This is a genomic window from Paenibacillus sp. FSL R7-0204 (genome assembly GCF_038002225.1).
GTDB lineage: Bacteria > Bacillota > Bacilli > Paenibacillales > Paenibacillaceae > Paenibacillus_AQ.
In genome coordinates, this window is the sequence record NZ_JBBOCA010000001.1 from 2,957,771 (window position 1) to 2,978,119 (window position 20,349).

At 53.9% G+C, this 20,349-nt stretch carries 22 protein-coding genes; all 22 read left to right on the forward strand.

All coding sequences use genetic code 11. The features are described 5' to 3' along the window. The first annotated feature begins 60 nt into the window (after positions 1-60). The 22 genes from MKX42_RS13120 (at position 61) to MKX42_RS13225 (ending at position 20,262) form a co-directional block, all read left to right on the forward strand. Positions 61-600 (forward strand): hypothetical protein, encoded by a 540-nt coding sequence (locus MKX42_RS13120; RefSeq protein WP_340752873.1) that lies wholly within the window; start codon positions 61-63, stop codon positions 598-600. A 114-nt stretch (positions 601-714) separates the two neighbouring features. Continuing rightward, entirely contained in the window at positions 715-1,584 is an 870-nt protein-coding gene (locus MKX42_RS13125; RefSeq protein ID WP_340752874.1) for a heptaprenyl diphosphate synthase component 1, read from the forward strand. 3 nt (positions 1,585-1,587) lie between these two features. Then, a complete protein-coding gene (locus MKX42_RS13130; protein ID WP_340752875.1) occupies positions 1,588-2,340 on the forward strand; it encodes a demethylmenaquinone methyltransferase in 753 nt (250 codons plus the stop codon). Then, the gene (locus MKX42_RS13135; RefSeq protein ID WP_340752876.1) at positions 2,333-3,208 is read left to right on the forward strand and encodes a UbiA-like polyprenyltransferase; all 876 of its coding nucleotides are present in this window, start codon (positions 2,333-2,335) and stop codon (positions 3,206-3,208) included. Before MKX42_RS13130 ends, MKX42_RS13135 begins: the two co-directional genes overlap by 8 nt. After that, positions 3,205-3,807: a UbiX family flavin prenyltransferase gene (locus MKX42_RS13140; RefSeq protein WP_340752877.1), complete on the forward strand. Its 603-nt coding sequence runs from the start codon at positions 3,205-3,207 to the stop codon at positions 3,805-3,807. Before MKX42_RS13135 ends, MKX42_RS13140 begins: the two co-directional genes overlap by 4 nt. A 3-nt stretch (positions 3,808-3,810) precedes the next feature. Continuing rightward, positions 3,811-4,671 carry a menaquinone biosynthetic enzyme MqnA/MqnD family protein gene (locus MKX42_RS13145; RefSeq protein WP_340752878.1) on the forward strand — a complete coding sequence of 287 codons (861 nt, stop codon included), beginning with the start codon at positions 3,811-3,813 and terminating at the stop codon, positions 4,669-4,671. Further along, positions 4,668-5,636, forward strand: a complete 969-nt coding sequence (locus tag MKX42_RS13150; RefSeq protein WP_340752879.1) for a polyprenyl synthetase family protein — start codon at positions 4,668-4,670, stop codon at positions 5,634-5,636. The genes MKX42_RS13145 and MKX42_RS13150 overlap by 4 nt, the downstream gene beginning before the upstream one ends. A gap of 108 nt (positions 5,637-5,744) precedes the next feature. Continuing rightward, positions 5,745-6,188: a nucleoside-diphosphate kinase gene (ndk, locus tag MKX42_RS13155; RefSeq protein WP_340752880.1), complete on the forward strand. Its 444-nt coding sequence runs from the start codon at positions 5,745-5,747 to the stop codon at positions 6,186-6,188. Positions 6,189-6,215: 27 nt separating this feature from the next. Next, the gene (locus tag MKX42_RS13160; RefSeq protein ID WP_340752881.1) at positions 6,216-7,019 is read left to right on the forward strand and encodes a CheR family methyltransferase; all 804 of its coding nucleotides are present in this window, start codon (positions 6,216-6,218) and stop codon (positions 7,017-7,019) included. A 108-nt stretch (positions 7,020-7,127) separates the two neighbouring features. After that, entirely contained in the window at positions 7,128-7,304 is a 177-nt protein-coding gene (locus tag MKX42_RS13165) for a hypothetical protein (protein WP_340752882.1), read from the forward strand. 182 nt (positions 7,305-7,486) lie between these two features. Further along, the gene (gene aroC / locus MKX42_RS13170) at positions 7,487-8,656 is read left to right on the forward strand and encodes a chorismate synthase (protein WP_340752883.1); all 1,170 of its coding nucleotides are present in this window, start codon (positions 7,487-7,489) and stop codon (positions 8,654-8,656) included. A 1-nt stretch (position 8,657) separates the two neighbouring features. Next, a complete protein-coding gene (gene aroB / locus MKX42_RS13175; protein WP_340752884.1) occupies positions 8,658-9,761 on the forward strand; it encodes a 3-dehydroquinate synthase in 1,104 nt (367 codons plus the stop codon). Beyond that, entirely contained in the window at positions 9,755-10,126 is a 372-nt protein-coding gene (gene aroH, locus MKX42_RS13180; RefSeq protein ID WP_036698124.1) for a chorismate mutase, read from the forward strand. The genes aroB and aroH overlap by 7 nt, the downstream gene beginning before the upstream one ends. A 354-nt stretch (positions 10,127-10,480) precedes the next feature. Continuing rightward, positions 10,481-12,034 carry an anthranilate synthase component I gene (trpE, locus tag MKX42_RS13185; protein WP_340752885.1) on the forward strand — a complete coding sequence of 518 codons (1,554 nt, stop codon included), beginning with the start codon at positions 10,481-10,483 and terminating at the stop codon, positions 12,032-12,034. A 78-nt stretch (positions 12,035-12,112) separates the two neighbouring features. After that, positions 12,113-13,153: an anthranilate phosphoribosyltransferase gene (trpD, locus tag MKX42_RS13190; protein ID WP_340752886.1), complete on the forward strand. Its 1,041-nt coding sequence runs from the start codon at positions 12,113-12,115 to the stop codon at positions 13,151-13,153. Then, positions 13,143-13,973, forward strand: coding sequence for an indole-3-glycerol phosphate synthase TrpC (gene trpC / locus MKX42_RS13195; RefSeq protein ID WP_340752887.1), 831 nt, complete (start codon positions 13,143-13,145; stop codon positions 13,971-13,973). Before trpD ends, trpC begins: the two co-directional genes overlap by 11 nt. Next, positions 13,966-14,646: a phosphoribosylanthranilate isomerase gene (locus tag MKX42_RS13200; RefSeq protein ID WP_340752888.1), complete on the forward strand. Its 681-nt coding sequence runs from the start codon at positions 13,966-13,968 to the stop codon at positions 14,644-14,646. Before trpC ends, MKX42_RS13200 begins: the two co-directional genes overlap by 8 nt. Then, on the forward strand, positions 14,643-15,842 hold the full coding sequence (gene trpB, locus MKX42_RS13205) for a tryptophan synthase subunit beta (protein WP_340752889.1): 1,200 nt from the start codon (positions 14,643-14,645) through the stop codon (positions 15,840-15,842). Before MKX42_RS13200 ends, trpB begins: the two co-directional genes overlap by 4 nt. After that, positions 15,839-16,663, forward strand: coding sequence for a tryptophan synthase subunit alpha (trpA, locus tag MKX42_RS13210; RefSeq protein ID WP_340752890.1), 825 nt, complete (start codon positions 15,839-15,841; stop codon positions 16,661-16,663). The genes trpB and trpA overlap by 4 nt, the downstream gene beginning before the upstream one ends. 23 nt (positions 16,664-16,686) lie before the next feature. Then, complete coding sequence (gene hisC / locus MKX42_RS13215) at positions 16,687-17,784, forward strand: histidinol-phosphate transaminase (RefSeq protein ID WP_340752891.1); 1,098 nt, start codon at positions 16,687-16,689, stop codon at positions 17,782-17,784. A gap of 58 nt (positions 17,785-17,842) precedes the next feature. Next, a complete protein-coding gene (locus tag MKX42_RS13220; RefSeq protein ID WP_340752892.1) occupies positions 17,843-18,937 on the forward strand; it encodes a prephenate dehydrogenase in 1,095 nt (364 codons plus the stop codon). 737 nt (positions 18,938-19,674) lie between these two features. Next, a complete protein-coding gene (locus tag MKX42_RS13225; protein ID WP_340752893.1) occupies positions 19,675-20,262 on the forward strand; it encodes an RNA polymerase sigma factor in 588 nt (195 codons plus the stop codon). The last annotated feature ends 87 nt before the right edge of the window (positions 20,263-20,349 follow it).

Consider the following 20,349-nt stretch of genomic DNA (forward strand, 5'->3'; position numbering starts at 1 on the left):
CGCTCTGCGGTGCCGTATAATCCTGCATAGCAGCGGAAACTATGAGTAGGGAGGCTTGTTATGAAACGGAGCTGGCTGATCGGAACGGCGTTGCTGCTTAGCGCAGCTGTTACCCTGCTGCTGCCGCAACTGGCCGGCAACGTTATAACTGCCCAGAGTAAGTATAGCGCAGTACAGACGATAGGCCCGGATGGCCTGGTACTGGAGAATGACAATCTGGTAGATGCGCTCAGTGAGATTCCCTTCAGTCTGATGATTGACAAGGCAGGCTGGGAGAACGGGGTATTGTCCCTGGATCTCAAGGTGAACGGTGATGCCCACGAACCGCAGGAGCTGTACCGCAACATGGCTCTGGCTATCGGGTTCGCGATTCAGGAGAGCTCGAACGTAGACCAACTGCTGCTGCGTGTGGTGGCAGAGGATAGGTGGCTGGATACCCGCCGCCTGCTCCTTGCCGGGGATATCCGCCGCAGCGAGTGGAGCCCCCTGCTGCAGGAGGCGCTGGAGAACGCAGGCAATTCACCTCTTCCCGATTCGCTGAAGAACGGCTTCCGCATCAGCGAAAGCGAGCTGTGGAAAAAACAGTTCATTTATCCCTGAACCGGGTAATTGAAACTAGAAGGCTTCACCCGTGCGTGACAAAAAAACATGTGATATAATAGACAAGATTGTGAACAATGAGTTTGACAAACGTCAATGGCTTCGGAGGCTAAAATGAAACCGTACCGCATACCGCAACTGGCTAAACCTTACACCGACTACGATATGATTCAGCGGCATACGGAACTGCCGCCGTTCTCAGACGGGCGGGGTCATTTGTTATATATTTTTCTCGGCAGAGGCCGGGGGGCAGACTTCCAGCAGGGAGAGCTGTTCACCCTGGTGACCGGACTCGTCCAGCTTGGACTGGATACCCATGAGAGCATTGACCGGAATCATGAAGAGCCCGGCGGTGATATTATGCGCACCCGTCAGCTGAAGGTTCTGGCCGGTGATTATTTCAGCAGCTGGTTCTACCATCTGCTCGCGAAGCACGGTCAGATTGAAATGGTGGGCCTGTTGAGCGCGGCTATCGCTGATTTCAATGTGATGAAGGCCAATCTTTACGGCAAGATGAGCGGAACGCTTGTCCCGGCCGAACAATACTTGAAGCACACGGTACAGCTCAATATGCGGCTGTTTCTTTCTTTTACACCGATGATTGAAGAGTCCCTTAGAGACATCTGGCAGAAGCTGCTCGCCGAATTCAGCCAGTGTGAGACTGCAGCCCAGGAATTGCGCCGGGGGGCAGCTCCGGCAAGTGCGCTGGAGGGTTATACTTACTGGAAGGTGATGGAGTCGGCGACCGAAGAGGAGCGTCAGCAGCTTAAGGGGCAGACTCTGGACCCCAAGGACTGGCAGAAGCTGAAGCTGAGGTGCAAATGTGATACACTGCTGACGGACAAGCTGCATAGTTCGCTTGCGTCCATTCAGTCGTTATTGCAGAGCATCAGGGACGAGGAACTGGCGGGTCAACTTAGATCAGCACTGGACCGCCTGCTTCTGCAAATGAAAATTTCCGGACAAGCTGCCGTGGAGGGTTAGAGAATGACAGTAGATAAAGCTACCGTAACAGGTGGGCAAGGCGAGAAGCCGAAAGAGCAATTTGTCCATTCGGTATTTGAGAGCATTGCCGGCAAGTATGATTTGATGAATGATATTCTGAGCTTCCGTCGCCATAAGGCCTGGCGGAAGTTCACCATGCGCAAGATGGGCATGAAACGCGGGGACTCGGCAGTGGACCTGTGCTGCGGTACCTGCGACTGGAGCATTGCCCTCGCTGATGCCAGCGAGACCGGAAATGTTATGGGACTGGACTTCAGCGCAGGCATGCTGGAGGTGGGACGGCGTAAGGTGGAAGCGCGCGGATTGCAGGACCGCATCTCCCTGATTCAGGGGAATGCGATGGAGCTGCCGTTCGGTGATAATTCCTTCGATTACGCCACGATTGGCTTTGGACTTCGTAATGTGCCTGATCCCGTACAGGTGCTGAGTGAGATGAAGCGCGTGGTGAAGCCCGGCGGTATGGTGGTCTGCCTGGAGCTGTCGAAGCCGATGAAGCAGCCGTTCAAAGGTATTTATTATTTTTATTTCCAGCGTGTGCTTCCGCTGCTTGGCAGGCTGTTCGCCAAGCGGTATGAGCAATATAAATGGCTTCCTGAATCACTGGCACTCTTCCCGGACAGGAAGCAATTAGAGGAGATCTTCCGGGATACCGGACTTACAAAAGTGGAATCGTTCCCCTTGAACGGTGGCATCGCGGCGTTACATCTTGGACTCAAGGAGAACTGTAATGTTTAAGAAAATCGGTATTTTTCTACAAATGATTAAATTCGAACACACGGTTTTTGCTTTACCTTTTGCCTTTATGGGGGCCTTGCTGGGTTCAGTAGTTATGTTTGGGGAACTGCCCTCCTGGAGCCAGATCGGATGGGTGGTTGTTGCTATGTTCGGCGCACGCAGCGCGGCTATGGGGCTTAACCGGCTGATCGACCGGATCAGTGATGCGAAGAATCCGCGGACAGCGGGCAGAGCCATTCCGGCAGGACTACTGAAGGTTGGAGAGGTAACGCTGTTCATCGCGTTCTCGTTCTTTTTGCTGTTCTGGGCAGCCTTCAAGCTTAATCCGCTGTCAGCGAAGCTGCTGCCGATTGCTGTTTTTCTGCTGGTCCTCTATTCCTTCACCAAACGCTTCACCTGGGCCTGTCACCTGATTCTCGGGCTTACGATTGCCCTTGCACCTCTCGGCGGCTGGGTTGCGGTTACAGGAACAGTGGACTCGACTGCTATGATCTTCTATTTCACGATCGTATTCTGGACAGCAGGCTTTGATATCATCTACTCCTGCCAGGATGTGGACTTCGACCGCAAGGAAGGGTTGTATTCGATTCCGGTGCGCTTCGGGGTGGCTCGTGCGCTGGGGATTGCCAAGGTCTTTCATCTGCTTACTGCCCTGGGCTTCATCTCTCTGTTGTTCATCACAGATCTGAGCTGGTGGTATGTGGCCGGCATGGTGATTGCTTACATTATACTGTTCTATGAGCACTACATTGTGTCTCCGGGTGATCTAAGCAAGCTGCAGACCGCCTTCTTTACCATGAATGGTGTACTTAGCATTGTGGTCTTTTCCTTTACTCTGATTGACCTGGTGGTGCAGTTCTACAAATGACCGAACTTAAGCCAAAGAACTTCGTGGTTGGCATTACTGGTGCGAGCGGTGCGATCTACGGCATCCGGCTGACAGAGACCCTGCTGTCCCTCGGTTATACAGTACATCTGGTTGTCAGTAATGCAGGCTGGCGTGTCTTCAAGGAGGAGCTGGGTTATGCCATAACTGACAGGGAAGGACTGCTTAACCAGCAGTTCGGCAGTTATCCCGGTTCTCTTGTGTACCACCCGGTACAGGATATCGGTGCTTCGATTGCCAGCGGCTCCTTCCGGACAGAGGGGATGATTATTATGCCCTGCTCGATGGGAACACTGTCTGCTGTAGCACATGGCAGCTCGGACAATCTGATGACGCGGGCTGCGGATGTCATGCTGAAGGAAGGGCGTCCGCTCGTTCTGGTGCCCCGGGAGACACCGCTGCATGCGATTCACCTGGAGAATATGCTGAAGCTGTCACGAATGGGCGTTAAGCTGATTCCGGCAATGCCGGCGTTCTATTATGGTCCTGCAACTATGGATGATCTGATCAATTTCATGGTGGGCAAGGTGCTCGACAGCTTCGGGATGGAGCATACTTTATTTCGCAGATGGGGGGAATGAAGGATGACAGACCTTGAACATACCGTCATCGGCAAAATCAGCTATACCAATTCATGGCCGGTCTATCATCATTTCCATCCTTCTTCATTAAGTTTTCCTGCAGAAATGGTGAGTGAGGTGCCTGCTGTGCTTAACCGGGGCATGGCAGCAGGAGATATTCATGTTGGGGCTTTATCCTCCTTTGCTTACGCAGCGGCCAGCGACCGGCTGCTGCTGCTGCCCGGCCTGTCCGTCAGCGCGGACGGTCCGGTGCGGTCGATATTTCTTTTCTCCAAAAAGCCGCTACAGCAGATTGGCAGCGGAACGATAGCTGTGACGAACACCTCGGCTACCTCGGTCAATCTGCTAAAGATCCTGATGCACAAGGCCTTAGGGGCCAGCCCGGAGTACATTAGTAGCGATCCCGATTTGAACACCATGATGCAGCAGGCGGATGCCGGGCTCTTGATTGGTGACCATGCTATCCGCGCCTCCTGGCAGGATCAAGGCTATGAAGTGACGGATCTGGGCGAGCTGTGGAAGGAATGGACCGGTCACAGTATGACCTTTGCTGTATGGGCGGTCAACCGGAAGGCTGCAGCCCGGAATCCTAAGGCCATTGCCGAGATTGCCGAAGCCTTCGAGCGGAGCAAGAGACGCGGCCTGAATGATCTGGGTCCGGTAATTCACGAAGCCTGCTGCACGATCGGGGGCACGGCCTCCTATTGGAGAGATTACTTCCGTAATTTATGTTATGACTTTGGGGAAAGGCAGCAGGAAGGTCTGAACCTCTATTTCCGCTATGCCTATGAAATGGGCCTGCTGCCGCAGGAAGTGAAGATGGAGCTTTGGAGCCACAATCTGCTGACACGGGTGAAAGAATGAAGCGACTGCAAATATTCGGCTTGCTGAACAAAGATATGGATCAGATTGAGAAAGAGCTGTACCGCAGTGTCCAGGGGGATGATGACCTGCTGAGCGAGACTTCGCTGCATCTGCTGAGAGCAGGGGGCAAGCGGCTCCGGCCCGTGTTCGTTCTAATGGGGGGCAAATTCGGGACCTATGACCTCGATAAGCTGAAGCGTGTCGCGATTCCTTTGGAGCTGATTCACAGCGCCTCGCTAGTCCACGATGATGTCATTGACGATGCGGAGCTCCGGCGGGGAGAGCCAACCGTCAAGGCGAAATGGGGCGACAAGATCGCCATGTACACTGGTGATTATATTTATGCCAAGGCACTGGTGATGACTTCAGGGCTAAAGAATCCCCTGATTCATCAGATTCTCTCCAAAGCCATGGTAGAGATGTCCATCGGAGAGATGGAGCAGATCCGCGACTTCTTCAACAGCGGACAGAGCGTGCGCCATTACCTGCGGAGAATCCGCCGGAAGACAGCGCTGCTGATTGCCGTCAGCTGTCAGCTTGGCGCTCTGGCTGCAGATGCGGAGCCGGGAACTGCCAGGCTCCTCTATAATTACGGATATAACGTTGGGATGGCGTTTCAAATCCGTGATGATCTGCTCGATCTCTCCGGAACGGAGAAGCAAATTGGCAAGCCGCCCGGAAGCGATATGCGGCAGGGGAATATCACGCTGCCTGTCATCTACAGTCTGCAGGATGAGCGGCTCCGCAGCCGCCTGCTGGAAGAGCTTGAAGCGATTCGTGAAGGGAACAGCGGGGTCGGCCGCGCGATCGATCTGATTCTCTCCGGCGACGGGATTTCACGTGCGGAGGAACTGGCTTCCCGTTATATTGCCAAGGCGCTGGATGCGCTGGAGCAGCTGCCCAGCAACCGGACGAAGCGCAATTTGCGCGATATCGCCTTTTTCGTGACCGGCCGGGCTTATTGAAAGTATAACTCATCCGCAAATTTACGTTCACAGATGCCAGGGTTTCTGATAATATCAGACCATAAACAGCCCATTCATTTAGAATAAGGGAAATTGGAGAGTGACTCTATGGAACAAACGTATCTGATGATCAAACCGGATGGTGTACAGCGCGGACTAATCGGACGCATCGTCGCCCGTCTGGAAGACAAGGGATTCAAGCTGGTCGCTGCCAAGCTGATTACCGTTACTGAGGAGCAGGCCAAGAAGCATTATGCGGAGCATGACGGCAAGGATTTTTTCCCGGAGCTGGTAAGCTTCATTACTTCCGGACCTGTGTTCGCCATGGTATGGGAAGGCGATGATGTCATCGCATTATCGCGTCTCCTGATCGGCAAAACCAAAGTCGGTGAGGCCTTGCCGGGGACGATCCGCGGGGATTATGCCAGCCATACTCCGCTTAATCTGATCCACGGATCGGATTCACCGGACAGTGCAGCACGTGAGATCGCCAATTTCTTCGCTCCGGATGAGCTGGCACATTATCATAAAGACATCGCGGCCTGGATGTAAGATCCGGGCAGGAGACAGGAGATTATTATGGCTGAACGTGAAGAATCCTCATTAACCCCGGACCCTGATTACACCGGATTTATTCATAATATCAAACAAAGCACCGGCATTGACCTTGCGCAGTATAAGGAAGCACAGATGAAGCGGCGGCTGACGACGCTCCGTATGAAGAACGGCTACAATACCTTTAACGAATTCTATGCGGCAATGATGAAGGACAAGGCTCTGTTCTATGAGTTTTTGGACCGCATGACGATCAATGTCTCCGAATTCTGGCGGAATCCGAACCGCTGGGAAGTGCTGCGGGATGTGATTCTGCCGGATCTTCAGCGTTCGGGCCGCAGACTGAAGCTATGGAGTGCCGCCTGTTCGACGGGGGAAGAGCCTTATACGCTGGCGATGATTCTCTCGGACAAGAATATTCTGGCCCAGACCGGAATTCTGGCTACAGATATTGATGACGGGGCGCTGGCCAAAGCCAAGCAGGGAATCTATCTGGAGCGCTCCCTGAAGGATGTGCCCAAAGATGTGTCAGACCGGTATTTCACACCGGAAGGACCAGTCTTCAAGGTCAGTGAAGGACTGAAGAAGAATATCGATTTCCGCAAGCAGAATCTGCTGCTGGATAAATTCGATGAAGGCTTCGATCTGATTATCTGCCGCAATGTCATGATTTACTTCACTGAAGAAGCCAAGAATAAGTTATATCACAAATTCTCGGCCAGTCTGCGGCCCGGAGGCTATCTGTTCGTGGGCAGTACGGAGCAGATCTTCACACCGGCGCAGTATGGCTTTGAATCGACCGAAACCTTCTTTTACCGCAAGAAATAGCATTACTCTGCTGGTGTCTCGCTTGGTGCAAGGTATACTTTAGGTGCTTTTCAGTGATACTGGAAAGTAGGAAGAAACCTAACGCCAAGTGAAAGGTCGTTAACCCAGATGGACAAAAGTAAGGTCATCACCGCGTACCGGCGGGGGTTCCTCACTGTCCGCGAATGCGGGCAGATTCTCGGCATTGAGGAGCTGCAGCTTCAGAGCCTGCTTACTGCGGAAGAGGGCAGAACCGGCAGCCGTCTTCCGGCACCCGGCAGCGACAGTCTGGAGACAGGCTCCTAAACGGGGAGCACAGCAGCGCCGCTTCTACTCGAAAGAGCAGGAGCGGCGCTTGTTTTGTTCCGCGGGAAGCGCCGGTCCGGGAGATTGCTTTCTTGTCAAAGCGGAGAGCCTATACTATAATAAGCAAAGACATTTAACATTTTAGCGGTTTACAGTCCAAAAGTGTGAAGGGGGAACGCAGCATGAGTTTGCGCTATTTAACAGCGGGGGAAACGCACGGCCCCCAGCTTACAGCCATTATTGAGGGATTGCCCAGTAATTTGACACTTGACTTTGAAGAGCTTAATTTCCAGCTGCACCGGAGACAGAAGGGCTACGGCCGCGGACGCCGGATGCAGATTGAGAAGGATACTGCCCAGATTGCCGGCGGTGTACGCCACGGCTACACTACCGGAGCTCCTGTAGCGCTCATTGTGGAGAACAAGGACTGGACACACTGGAAGAACATTATGAACATTGAGCCGATTCCGGGCAGTGACGAAGAGAAGCGCCGGGTGAACCGTCCGCGTCCCGGTCATGCGGACCTGAACGGAGGACTTAAGTATAATCATACCGATCTGCGGAACGTGCTGGAGCGCTCCAGCGCCCGTGAGACGGCCGCAAGAGTAGCCGTAGGCGGAGTAGCCCGTCAGCTGCTTGCAGCCTTCGGAGTGAAGATTGCCGGACAAGTCATCCGGATCGGAGAGATTGAAGCACCTGCTAACGATCTGCCTATCGATGAGCTGATTGCCCGGACGGAAGAATCCTCTGTGCGGGTAGTGGACAAGGAGACAGAGCAGAAGATGGAGGCTTACATAGACAAGATCAAGGAAGAAGGCGACTCCATCGGTGGGATTGTGGAATGTATTGTCGAAGGTCTGCCTATTGGCCTTGGCAGTTATGTACAGTCCGACCGCAAGCTGGACGGTGCCATTGCCGGAGCCGTGATGTCGATTAATGCCTTCAAGGGCGTGGAGATCGGAATCGGCTTCGAAGCCGGAAAGCTGCGCGGCTCACAGGTCCATGACGAGATTATGTATGAAGCCTCGAAAGGGTACTACCGGGCGAGCAACCGGCTGGGCGGGTTCGAAGGCGGAATGACCAATGGAATGCCGGTGGTCGTCAGAGGGGTAATGAAGCCGATCCCGACGCTGTACAAACCGCTGCAGAGTGTGGATATTGACACGAAGGAGCCGTTCACAGCCCAGGTGGAGCGCTCAGACGCCTGTGCCGTTCCGGCAGCTTGTGTCGTACTGGAGAGTGTAGTAGCCTGGGAGATTGCCAAGGCGTTCCTCGATAAATTCGGCGGGGACTCTCTCGAAGAGATCCGCGCGAACTATAATAATTACCTGGCTCAACTGGAGAGCTACTAAGATGCGCAGCATTACTGTTGACTTAGGGGAACGTTCTTATCCGATTTATATCGGCAGCGGTCTGCTGCAGAGTATCGGCGAACGCTGCACCGAAGCCGGATTCGCGCAGCGCAGCCCGCTGCTGGTGGTCAGTGATACCGAAGTAGCGCCGCGTTATCTGGAGCAGGTGGAGACTTCCCTCCGCAGCAGCGGATATACGGTGGTCAGCCATGTCATTCAGGCGGGTGAAGCTTCGAAGTCACTAGCCGTCTATGAAGAAGTCATTACCACAGCGATTCAAGGCGGTCTGGACCGCAGCTCAGCCGTGCTGGCGCTTGGCGGGGGAGTCGTTGGCGATCTGGCCGGCTTCGTTGCTGCATCTTATATGCGGGGAATCGGGTTCATGCAGATTCCAACGACCATTCTCGCCCATGACAGCAGCGTAGGCGGCAAGGTGGCCGTTAACCATCCGCTAGCCAAGAATATGCTGGGCGCCTTTTATCAGCCGTCTATGGTGGTATATGATCTGGACACCTTAACTACGCTTCCATCCCGGCAGGTCGCTTCAGGCCTGGCTGAGGTGGTCAAGCACGGGCTGATTCTGGACCGTGAGTTCGCTTACTGGTGCCGGGAGCATGCGGAGGAGTTGCTGGCACTGGACCCCGAGGCGCTGGGATATGCGCTGGAACGCGGTTGTGCCATCAAGGCGGATGTAATCGGCGGTGATGAACGCGAGCACGGACAGCGTGCAATTCTGAATCTGGGGCATACCATCGGACATGCCATCGAAGCTGTCGGCGGCTATGGAACCTTCCTGCATGGAGAGGCGATTGCCATCGGGATGGCCGGATCTGCTCTGCTCGCAGCGAAGCTGGGCCGGGACAGACAGATCTATGAGGATACCGTATCCATGCTAACCGCCCTGTCGCTGCCCACCCGGCTTCCTTCGCAGTATGGCGGGGAAGAGCTGATGGAAGCGATGATGCATGACAAGAAATTCAAGGAAGGCCGAATGACTTTTATCGTGCCGGAGGCCATTGGTGAAGTTAGCATCATCAGTGATGTGCAGGCAAGTGATGTCTCAGAAGTCATAGCCCAGCTTAAGAAGGAGGGAAGCCCATGGTGAACCGGGGCATACGCGGTGCAACAACCGTAACCCAGAATGAAGAGACGGAAATTTTACGTGAAACGGTGATCCTGCTGAGGGAAATTGTGGAGCGCAATGATGTGATCGCAGAGGATATCTGCAGTGTGTGGATTACGATGACTACGGATCTGGATGCGACCTTCCCGGCACGGGCGATCCGTGAGATTGAAGGCTGGGAGATGGTTCCGCTGATGTGTTCCGTGGAGATCCCTGTGAAGGGCAGCCTGCCGAATTGCATCCGCCTGATGGTACAGGTGAACACCGACAAATCCCAGCGCGATATCCGGCATGTGTATCTGAATGAAGCCCAGCGGCTTCGCCCCGATCTCTCACAGAGCAAGTAATAAATTATAGCCCGCGGGGTTGTCAATGACTACCGTCATCATGTATAGTGAAGTTAGCCGAGTAAAGCAGAGTTTAGAATGAGTTGAGTAGAGTATAGTTGAGCTGAGTGTAGGACCTATAGCAGAGCAGACCCTTGATTGTCAGTGTTCTTTTTTGGCATACCTGTATAGCCGTAACTTATGATGAGTTGCTTCTGCGCTATCCCTGTATCCATGGAGGAATCTCTTGCATTTGGCTTTGTTCATGCCGGTCCGAGGCGCTAATTCACATACTGACTATCAACAAACCTCTACTCCGGTAGAGGTTTTTCTGTATTTCGGACCTTATCCGTTATCCCCTAGGAGGTTACCCAAGTGACGAATCCGAGCATTGAAGAAGTGGTGTCGCTGTCGCGCGAATACAATCTGATCCCCGTTGTAACAAGATTGCTGGCTGATATGGAAACGCCGATCCGGCTGTTCCAGCGGTTTGCAGAGCAGGATCGCGCATTTTTGCTGGAGAGTGTAGAGGGCGGCATTCAGTGGGCGCGTTATTCTTTTATCGGCAGTGATCCGTTCCTGATGATCTCCGGCAAAAAGGGCCAGATTCAGGTGGAGGTCGGCGGCGAGAAAAAACAGCTGTCCGGCAAACCTGTCGAGGAGCTGAAAGCGCTGCTCCGTTCCTATCGCAGTCCCAAGCTGGACGGCATGCCGCCGTTCACGGGCGGAGCCATCGGATTCTTCGGTTATGATCTGCTGCAGTATTATGAGAAGCTGTCCGCACATGCGGTAGATGACCTGAATATGGATGATATCCGCTTTATGTTCTGTGACCGCATTATCGTCTTCGATCATGTGAAGCAGCAGATCCTGCTGGTGGGTAATCTTCATATTAAGGATGGCGATACGGATTCGGATATCCGGGCGGGCTACGAGGAACTGAGCAATCGCTTAGTGAATCTGGCAGAAGAGCTGCAAAAGGAAGGCCCGAAGGAGAACGTCAACCGCCGCAGCATTCCGCAGGATATCGAGCTTGGAGAGATTCACTCGAATCTCACGAAGGAGCAGTATATAAGCAACGTAGAGAAGGCCAAGGAATACATTCGCGCCGGAGATATCTTCCAGGTGGTGCTGTCACAGCGGATGCATATTGAGACCGAGGTCTCTCCGCTGCATGTGTACCGGATGCTCCGCATTCTGAATCCTTCCCCCTACATGTATTATCTGAAAATGGATGAGGAAATCATTGTCGGCACCTCGCCGGAAGCACTGGTCAAGGTGGACGGCGGACGGGTGGAGACCCGGCCGATTGCCGGAACCCGGCCGCGCGGAGCGAGCGCGGCAGAAGATCATCAGCTCGCCGCAGAGCTGCTTGAGGACGAGAAGGAACGTGCGGAGCATCTGATGCTGGTCGACCTGGGCCGCAATGATCTGGGCCGGGTCTCGAAATTCGGCAGCGTGAAATGCAATACATTCATGGAGATCGAGAAATACTCGCATGTCATGCATCTGGTCTCGAATGTGACCGGAACGCTGGCCGAGGATAAGGATTTCTTCGATGCCTTCCTCTCCTGTCTTCCGGCAGGTACGGTATCGGGAGCGCCGAAGCTGCGGGCGATGGAGATTATTGCCGAGCTGGAGCGGGAGGCCCGCGGCGCTTATGCCGGAGCGATCGGATATCTCGGCTTCTCCGGGAACATGGATTCCTGCATCACCATCCGCACGATTATCTTCCGCAAGGGCCGTGCTTACGTGCAGGCCGGGGCAGGAATCGTCTGGGATTCTGTGCCGGAGAAGGAATATGAGGAGACGGTGAACAAGGCCAAGGGGATGCTGAAGGCAATCCGTATGGCGGAAGCGATGTTCCCCGCCGAGGTGAAGGAGAAGCAGGTCATTAACCAGGATTATATGTACGAATATACCCCGTGAACCGGGAATTAGCAGAGACGAGATCAGAAGAGCAGAGAATGCTCCATAAAACTTAAAACTTTTAGGAGGACATCAACTATGGATGCAAGCCAGTTACTACAATCAGGAATTGCCGGTTTAATCGAGGGAGAGGATCTTACCCGTACGCAGGCCCGCGAGATTATGGGCACGATTATGGAAGGTGCAGCTTCACCGGCACAGATCGGAGCGCTGCTGACCGCGCTGCGGATTAAAGGGGAGACCGTTGAAGAAATCACCGGCTTCGCAGAGGCGATGCGCGGCTTCGGCACACAGGTGCTTACAGAACGGAGCCAGCTGCTGGATACTTGCGGCACGGGAGGCTCCGGCATTCATAAATTCAATATCTCCACAGCATCGGCAATCATCTCTTCCGCTGCTTCTGTAAGAGTTGCGAAGCATGGCAACCGTTCGGCGTCCGGCAGAGCGGGCAGCGCAGATGTGCTGGAAGCGCTTGGTGTTAATATTCATCTGAATGCGGAGCAGGCGCGGCAATGTCTGGACAGTATCGGCATCTGCTTCCTGTTCGCTCAAATCTATCATCCGTCCATGAAGCATGCCGCTGCTCCCCGCCGTGAGCTGGGTGTGCGGACAGTCTTCAATATGCTGGGTCCGCTGACCAATCCGGCCGGAGCAGACCGGCAGCTGATGGGCATCTACGACCGTAACAAGACAGAGACGGTTGCCAAGGTCCTGGGTGAGCTCGGCTCCAAGCGGGCGATGATTGTCAGCAGCCTGGACGGCTTGGATGAGATCAGCATCTCGGCACCGACTCAGGTCTCCGAGCTGAAGCAGGGCCTAGTCACCACCTATGTAATTACACCGCAGGAGCTTGGCCTCAGCCAACATCCGCTGGAGGATGTCATGGGCGGTGATGCTGCAGAGAATGCGGCGATTATCACTACAGTGCTGGAGGGTAATATCAATCCGTACCGTGATATCGTACTCGCGAATGCCGGAGCTTGCATCTATGTCGCCGGTCTAGCGGATACACTTAAGGAAGGCGTGGACCGTGCCAGAGAGGTTGTGGATTCAGGGGCGGCCCTGCGCAAGCTGGAACAGTTAAAAGCGATGACAAAGGAGCTTGATTATGTATCTTGACCGGATTGTTGCCACGAAGGTGAAAGAGGTAGAAGCGTTAAGCCGGAAATTCTCGCTCGCTGCGGTTGAGCGCTCCATTGCAGGTTTGCCTGCTACCAGAGGCTTCCGCAGCGCCTTGACTGAACGCCGGAACCGGGAGATGGGGCTGATCGCCGAAGTGAAGAAGGCCTCGCCGTCCAAGGGGCTGATCCGGGCCGATTTCGATCCGGTGTCGATTGCCCGGGGGTATGAAGCGGGAGGCGCCGATTGCCTGTCGGTGTTGACGGATCAGGAATATTTTCAGGGCAGCGGCGTGTATCTCCAGCAGGTTAGAGAGGCTGTGCAGCTTCCGCTGCTGCGTAAGGACTTCATCATTGATGAGAAGCAGATCTATGAGGCCCGCCTGCTTGGCGCGGATGCGATTCTGCTGATTGCGGCCATTCTGACCCCGCAGCAGCTCGCCGGGTTCACTGACTCCGCTGCCGCGCTTGGACTCGATATCCTGATTGAGGTCCATGACCGCACTGAACTGGAGACGGTATTGTCTACTGGCAAGGCTGAACATCCCGGGGTTCTGCTGGGCATCAATAACCGGAATCTCAAGACGTTCGAAACCTCACTCTCCGCTACGGAGGAGCTGGCAGCCTTGCTGCCCGCCGGTCTTCCGGTAATCAGCGAGAGCGGAATTACCGGGCCGGAGGATATTGCGTATCTCCGCAAGACACGGGCAACCGGTGTGCTGGTCGGAGAATACCTGATGCGCCAGCCGGATGTAGAGCAGGCAATCCATCAGCTGCTCGGTCCGCTTCCAGCCGGGAAGGATCGTGTGCAGCGTGACTGAACCTCTCGTAAAAATCTGTGGACTTCAGGGCGTTGAAGTGCTAAAATCTATGAATAGTTTGCCGCTCGATTATGTGGGCCTGGTATTTGCACCCAGCCGCCGGAGGGTTACCGCGGGTGTGGCTGCGGAGCTGATTGCAGAGCTGGGCAACTGGAAGTCTGAGCCTGCGCCCCGACCTGTTGGCGTATTCGTCAACCCCGGCCTTTCTGAGCTGGCAGAGCTGCTGAGAACTGTACCGCTGGATGTTGTGCAGCTTCATGGACAAGAGAGTCCGCAGTTCTGTGCGGAGGTCAAGGCTGCTTTTCCCCAGGTTAAGGTCTGGAAGGCTCTTTCGGTTGCCGGGCGCAGTCCTGATGCAGGGGATGAGGTTCAACCTCTTCTGGACAGCTATGCCGGTACCATTGATGCGCTGCTGCTGGATACCTATGATCCGCAGGAGCGCGGCGGTACGGGCCGTACATTTGATTGGGAGCAGATTCCCTTATACCAGCAAGCGGCGGCGAAGCATGCGCTGCCTTTATTTATAGCCGGAGGCTTGCATCCGGACAATGTGAACGAGCTGCTGGACGGCTACGCCCCTTATGGCGTGGATGTCTCCAGCGGAGTTGAGAGTAACGGCAGTAAGGACATTGCCAAAATGACAGCTTTCGTAGAAAGGGTGAAGCAATCATGATACAAGTACCGGACAAAAATGGGCGTTTTGGTTCTTTTGGAGGCCGCTTCGTTCCTGAGACCTTGATGACTGCACTGATCGAGCTGGAAGAGGCTTACAATAAATTCTCGGCAGACCCGGCCTTTCAGAAGGAAATAGATTATCTGCTCAAGCAGTATTCGGGCCGCGAGACCCCGCTGTATTATGCAGAGCGGCTAAGCAAGCAGCTTGGCGAGGCCAAGATCTATCTGAAGCGGGAGGACCTCAATCATACAGGCGCCCACAAGATTAACAATGCTATCGGACAAGGCATCCTGGCCAAAATGATGGGTAAAACCAAGGTGATTGCCGAAACCGGCGCAGGCCAGCACGGAGTAGCGACCGCTACGGTAGCCGCCTTGCTCGGTATGGAATGCAAGGTGTTCATGGGTGAAGAGGATACCCGCCGCCAGGCGCTGAATGTCTTCCGCATGAAGCTGCTCGGGGCAGAAGTTATTCCGGTGACCTCCGGCTCCAGAACGCTGAAGGATGCCGGGAATGAGGCGCTCCGCTACTGGGTGAGCAATGTGGAAGATACGTTCTATGTGCTTGGCTCTGCGGTTGGTCCCCATCCGTATCCGATGATGGTCCGCAACTTCCAGCGGATTATCGGTGATGAGACCCGCCGCCAGATTCTGGAGGCGGAAGGGCGTCTGCCGGATTTGCTGGTTGCCGCAGTAGGCGGAGGCAGCAATGCCATCGGCATGTTCTATCCGTTCATGGAGGATGAGCAGGTGGCGATGATTGGTGTTGAAGCTGCCGGTAAGGGCGTAGACACTCCCTTCCATGCAGCAACCATGAGCAAGGGAAGCCATGGCGTGTTCCAGGGCTCGCTGAGCTATCTGCTGCAGGATGAGCATGGACAAGTCATCGAGGCCCATTCCATATCAGCCGGACTGGATTATCCGGGCGTTGGGCCAGAGCATTCCTATCTCAAGGACATTCACCGTGCCCAGTATGTGCCGGTGACCGATGCGGAAGCGCTGGAAGCGCTGAAGCTGCTCTGCGTGACAGAAGGCATTATTCCCGCCCTGGAATCGGCTCATGCCATTGCCCATGTGGTGAAGCTCGGCAAGACGCTGACCAAGGATGATATTGTGGTGATCTGCCTATCGGGACGCGGCGACAAAGATGTCGAATCCATTATGGCTTATACGGAAGGGGCGGAGCAGCAATGACAACTGAAACGACTAACCGGATGGACCTGACGTTTAACCGGCTGAAGGCGGAAGGCCGGACTGCCCTTATTCCGTTCCTTACCGTAGGCGATCCTGATCTCGAGACTACACTGGATATTATTGCTGAGCTGGAAGCAGCCGGAGCGGATATCCTGGAGCTTGGCGTTCCTTACTCCGATCCGCTTGCCGACGGTCCGGTCATCCAGCGGGCGTCTGCAAGAGCGCTGCGAAGCAAGGTTCATCTGCGTACCTGTATGGAGACGGCGCTGAAAGCACGGCAGGCAGGCAGCGGGCTGCCGTTCATCCTGTTCACGTATTATAATCCGGTGCTGCAGATGGGGCTGGATACGTTTTTTGCAGAGCTGAATACCCATGAGATCAGCGGGCTGATTATTCCAGACCTGCCGATTGAGGAATCAGAAGACATGCGTGCACGCAGCCGTGCCGCCGGAGTGAATCTCATTCCGCTCGTGGCCCCGACCTCCAGCGAACGGATTGCCCGGATCGTATCCGGCGCAAGCGGCTTTGTCTATTGTGTATCCTCACTCGGTGTAACCGGGGAACGCTCAAGCTTCCACAGCGGAGTAGATGAATTCATAGCGTCCGTCCGCCGGTCTACGGATCTGCCGGTTGCTGTAGGATTCGGAATCTCCACTGGAGAACAGGTATCCCGTTTTGCCAAGATCTGTGATGGTGTAGTAGTAGGTAGCGCCATCGTCCGCAAGGTGGAGGAGGTTATTCCCCTGCTGTCCCAGCCGCAGACGAGAAGCGCCGGACTGTTGCAAATTCGTGAATTTGTGGCACAATTAAGACCTAATTAACTTTTGGAGAGCGAGGATCACCCATGAATCCAAAACCGAATATTGTTGACCTTCCTGTCTACAAGCCCGGGAAACCAATTGAAGAAGTCAAGAAGGAGCTGGGCTTAAGCGAAGTCATTAAGCTGGCATCCAACGAGAACCCTTACGGGGCTGCACCAAGTGCAAAGGCCGCTATTGTAGCGGAGCTGGATAACCTCTTTTTATACCCGGACGGCTCTGCCGCTGAGCTGACGGCGACCCTGGCTAAGCACCTGGGCGTGGCGGGCGACCGTATTATTTTCGGATGCGGATCGGATGAGATTATTGCTCTGATTGCCCGTGCCTTCTTCCTGCCCGGTGACGAGACGATTATGGCCGATCAGACCTTCTCTGTATATAAGAGCAATGCGGATATCGAAGGAGCTGTGACTATAGAAGTCCCGCTTAAGGACGGAACGCATGATCTGGATGCGATGCTGGCGAAGATTACTGACCGGACCAAGATCATTTGGATCTGCAATCCGAACAATCCAACCGGTACCATTGTGCCCGAGGATGCTCTGATTTCGTTCCTGGATGCAGTACCTGCCGGCGTGATGGTAGTCCTGGATGAGGCCTATTACGAATATGTGACCGATCTCAGCTACACCGACGGTATTAAATTGATCGATAAATATCCTAATTTGGTAGTCCTTCGTACCTTCTCCAAAATCTATGGTCTTGCTGCGCTCCGTATCGGCTATGGTGTAGCCAGCCAGCAGGTGATTTCCTTGATTAACCAGGTGCGTGAGCCGTTCAATACGACCCGCCTGGCTCAGGTGGCAGCGGTGGCGGCACTTTCCGATCAGGAATATGTGCAGCAGTGCCGTACACTTAACAGTGCAGGGATCGTGCAGCTTGAGGCGGAATTCGCGCGTCTCGGGCTTACGTCCTTCCCGGCTCACGGCAACTTCATTATGGTGGATGTACGTAAGCCTGCTGCTGAAGTCTTCGATACGCTGCTGCGTCAAGGAATCATCGTCAGAACAGGCTTCCACCGGTATCCGACCTATCTGCGGGTGACCATCGGCTCCGCCGAGCAGAACACAGCCTTCGTAGCTGCCCTGGAGCAAGCGCTGAAGGAGCAGGAAGTTCGCGCATAACCGTGAGGGCTCAGAAGCTGGATTGACGATACCACAGAAGGCAGGTAGTACTAAGAACATGACGACAAAAATAGCGATTTTCGGTGTCGGCCTGATCGGCGGCTCACTGGCCCTTTGCTTCAAAGGCAAGGAGGGTCTGACCGTTGTAGGCCATGCCCACCGCCCTGAATCTGCTGCCAAATATGTGAGCAGAGGTGTGGTTGATCAGGCTACATTATCACTTGAAGAAGCTGCACTGGATGCGGATTATATTTTTCTGTGTGTTCCGGTTGGCATGCTTGAGGACTATCTTCAGCGGTTAAGCAAGCTGCCGCTGAAGCCGGGCTGCATCATTACAGATGTCGGCAGCACCAAGGCCAGCATCGCCGCGTGTGCCCTTGCACTGGATATTCCCGGTGTACATTTCATCGGAGGCCATCCCATGGCCGGATCGGAGCGTTCAGGCGTAGAGGCAGCCTCCTCCTTACTGTTCGAGAATGCGTATTACGTGCTCACGCCCCCGCCAGGCGTACCTGAAGCGGCATACCAGGCTCTGGAGTCGCTCCTGCTACATACGAGAGCACAGATTGTCCGGCTTGATCCGGAGCGCCACGATGAGATTGTTGGAGCGATCAGCCATCTGCCGCATATTATTGCGGTAGCCCTGGTGAATCAGATTCATGCATATGACCATTCGGACTCCTTATACAGCACGCTGGCTGCGGGGGGCTTCCGTGATATTACCCGCATTGCTTCGAGCGATCCGATCATCTGGCGCGATATTCTGCTGAATAACCGCTCTGTGATGCTGCGGCTGCTGAAGGATTGGAACGATGAGGTGTCCTCGTTCATACATCTGCTGGAGAGCGGGGATGGTGCAGGGATCGAGTCGGCCTTCCAGGAGGCGAATCAATTCCGCAGCCAGCTTCCTGAGCGGCGTAAGGGAATGATCACTCCGCTGTTCGATCTGCATATTGATGTTCCCGATCACCCCGGCATTATCGGCCGAATTGCTACGGAGCTGGGTGACCAGGGTATCAACCTTAGTAACGTGCAGATTATTGAGAGCCGCGAGGATGTCCCCGGGATCATGCGCTTATCCTTTCGCCAGGAGAATGACATGGAGCGGGCCAGAATTCTGCTGCAGGAGAATGATTATACCGTATATATGTAAAAGTAGAGCCGGGGCTGTATGCCTCGGCTCTTATTTAAAATATAAGAATTTATATGTTGCACACGATACATTATCCTTCTATTTCTCGCTGAAACGGTACCGTCCTTTAAAAGGACGGCAAAGCCGTTTCTACTTGTTAAATAGAGGAAATCCAATTGCTATCAGATGATGCCCCGGCTCCCGCAAAAAACAAGCGCTCAGTAAACACCCAAATGTTCGTAAAAATGGGCAAAAAAAAGACCGCTTACATTATAAGCGGTTACAGTTCACAATCTCTTGGAACCGTGTAGTGTTTGGATAGGAGTGGAGAGAAACCATACTGTACTTTTATTATATGTATCCGTTTACATTTTGTCAATACTTTATTCAAAGAAAATAAGACCGCTTTCATCAGCCTGCCTGTGCTTCTCTCAAAGTCTATTAATTTCCTCCTGTTAGAAAATGTGCTATACTGAGTTAAGTATGTTTATAGATTCCTTCCAAGTATAGGTAACCGCTTGCTGAAGAAGTGGAGACGGGCTGTGTTGTCCTTCAGGGAGAATGCTGCCATTCTTCTGTCTAGAAAAGGAATTGAAGGTTGGAAGCCTTAAATAACGGTAAGTTGAATATACATAGGAAGATTGGATTTTTGTGCTGCAAATTTGAAGTAATGCCGCAACTTTTTGTTACCTGCCCGGTATAAGTAGATACGGACCGGACGGGATTACACGTGCAAGGGCGAGGAGGGCCGACTCACCATGACGGATTCCCAGTTGATCCAGCTAATCAAGCAAGGTGATACAGAATTATACTCGGAACTCATGCGACGATATCAACGCAAGATATTGGCGTTTGTGTACCACATGCTGAAGAACTCCCATATGGAGCTGATTGCCGAAGACCTCTGTTCAGAGACCTTCTACAAAGCCTTCCGGAGTCTTCATTCCTTCCGGGAAGTGGATGCTTCTTTCTCCACATGGCTGTACACGATTGCCCGCAATACAGTGCTGAGCGAACTTCGTAAGAACCGTGCCGGGAATGTGTCGCTTGAAGAGAGCGGCTATACGCCTGTGGCACCGCTTGATGTTGCCCCGGAACAGGCAGCATTGCGTAAGGAACGGATGGAACTTGTCCGCGAAGCGATTAACAATCTCCCGGAGAAGCAGCGTTCCGCGCTGATTCTGCGTGAATATGATCAGATGGATTACCAGGAAATTGCCGTGATTCTGGAGCAGAGCGTCAGCTCAGTGAAGTCACTGCTGTTCCGGGCTAGGAGCAGTGTGAAGCTGCAGCTCGAATCCTATTTCTATGAGCCTGAAGTTGAAGAGCAGGCTGAGAGGGTGTAAGGCCTATGAATTGCAGGGAAGCGCAGGATTCCATTCCACACTTGTGGGACGCTCCCCCCACAGATCCCAGGCGGATTAGACTTGAGA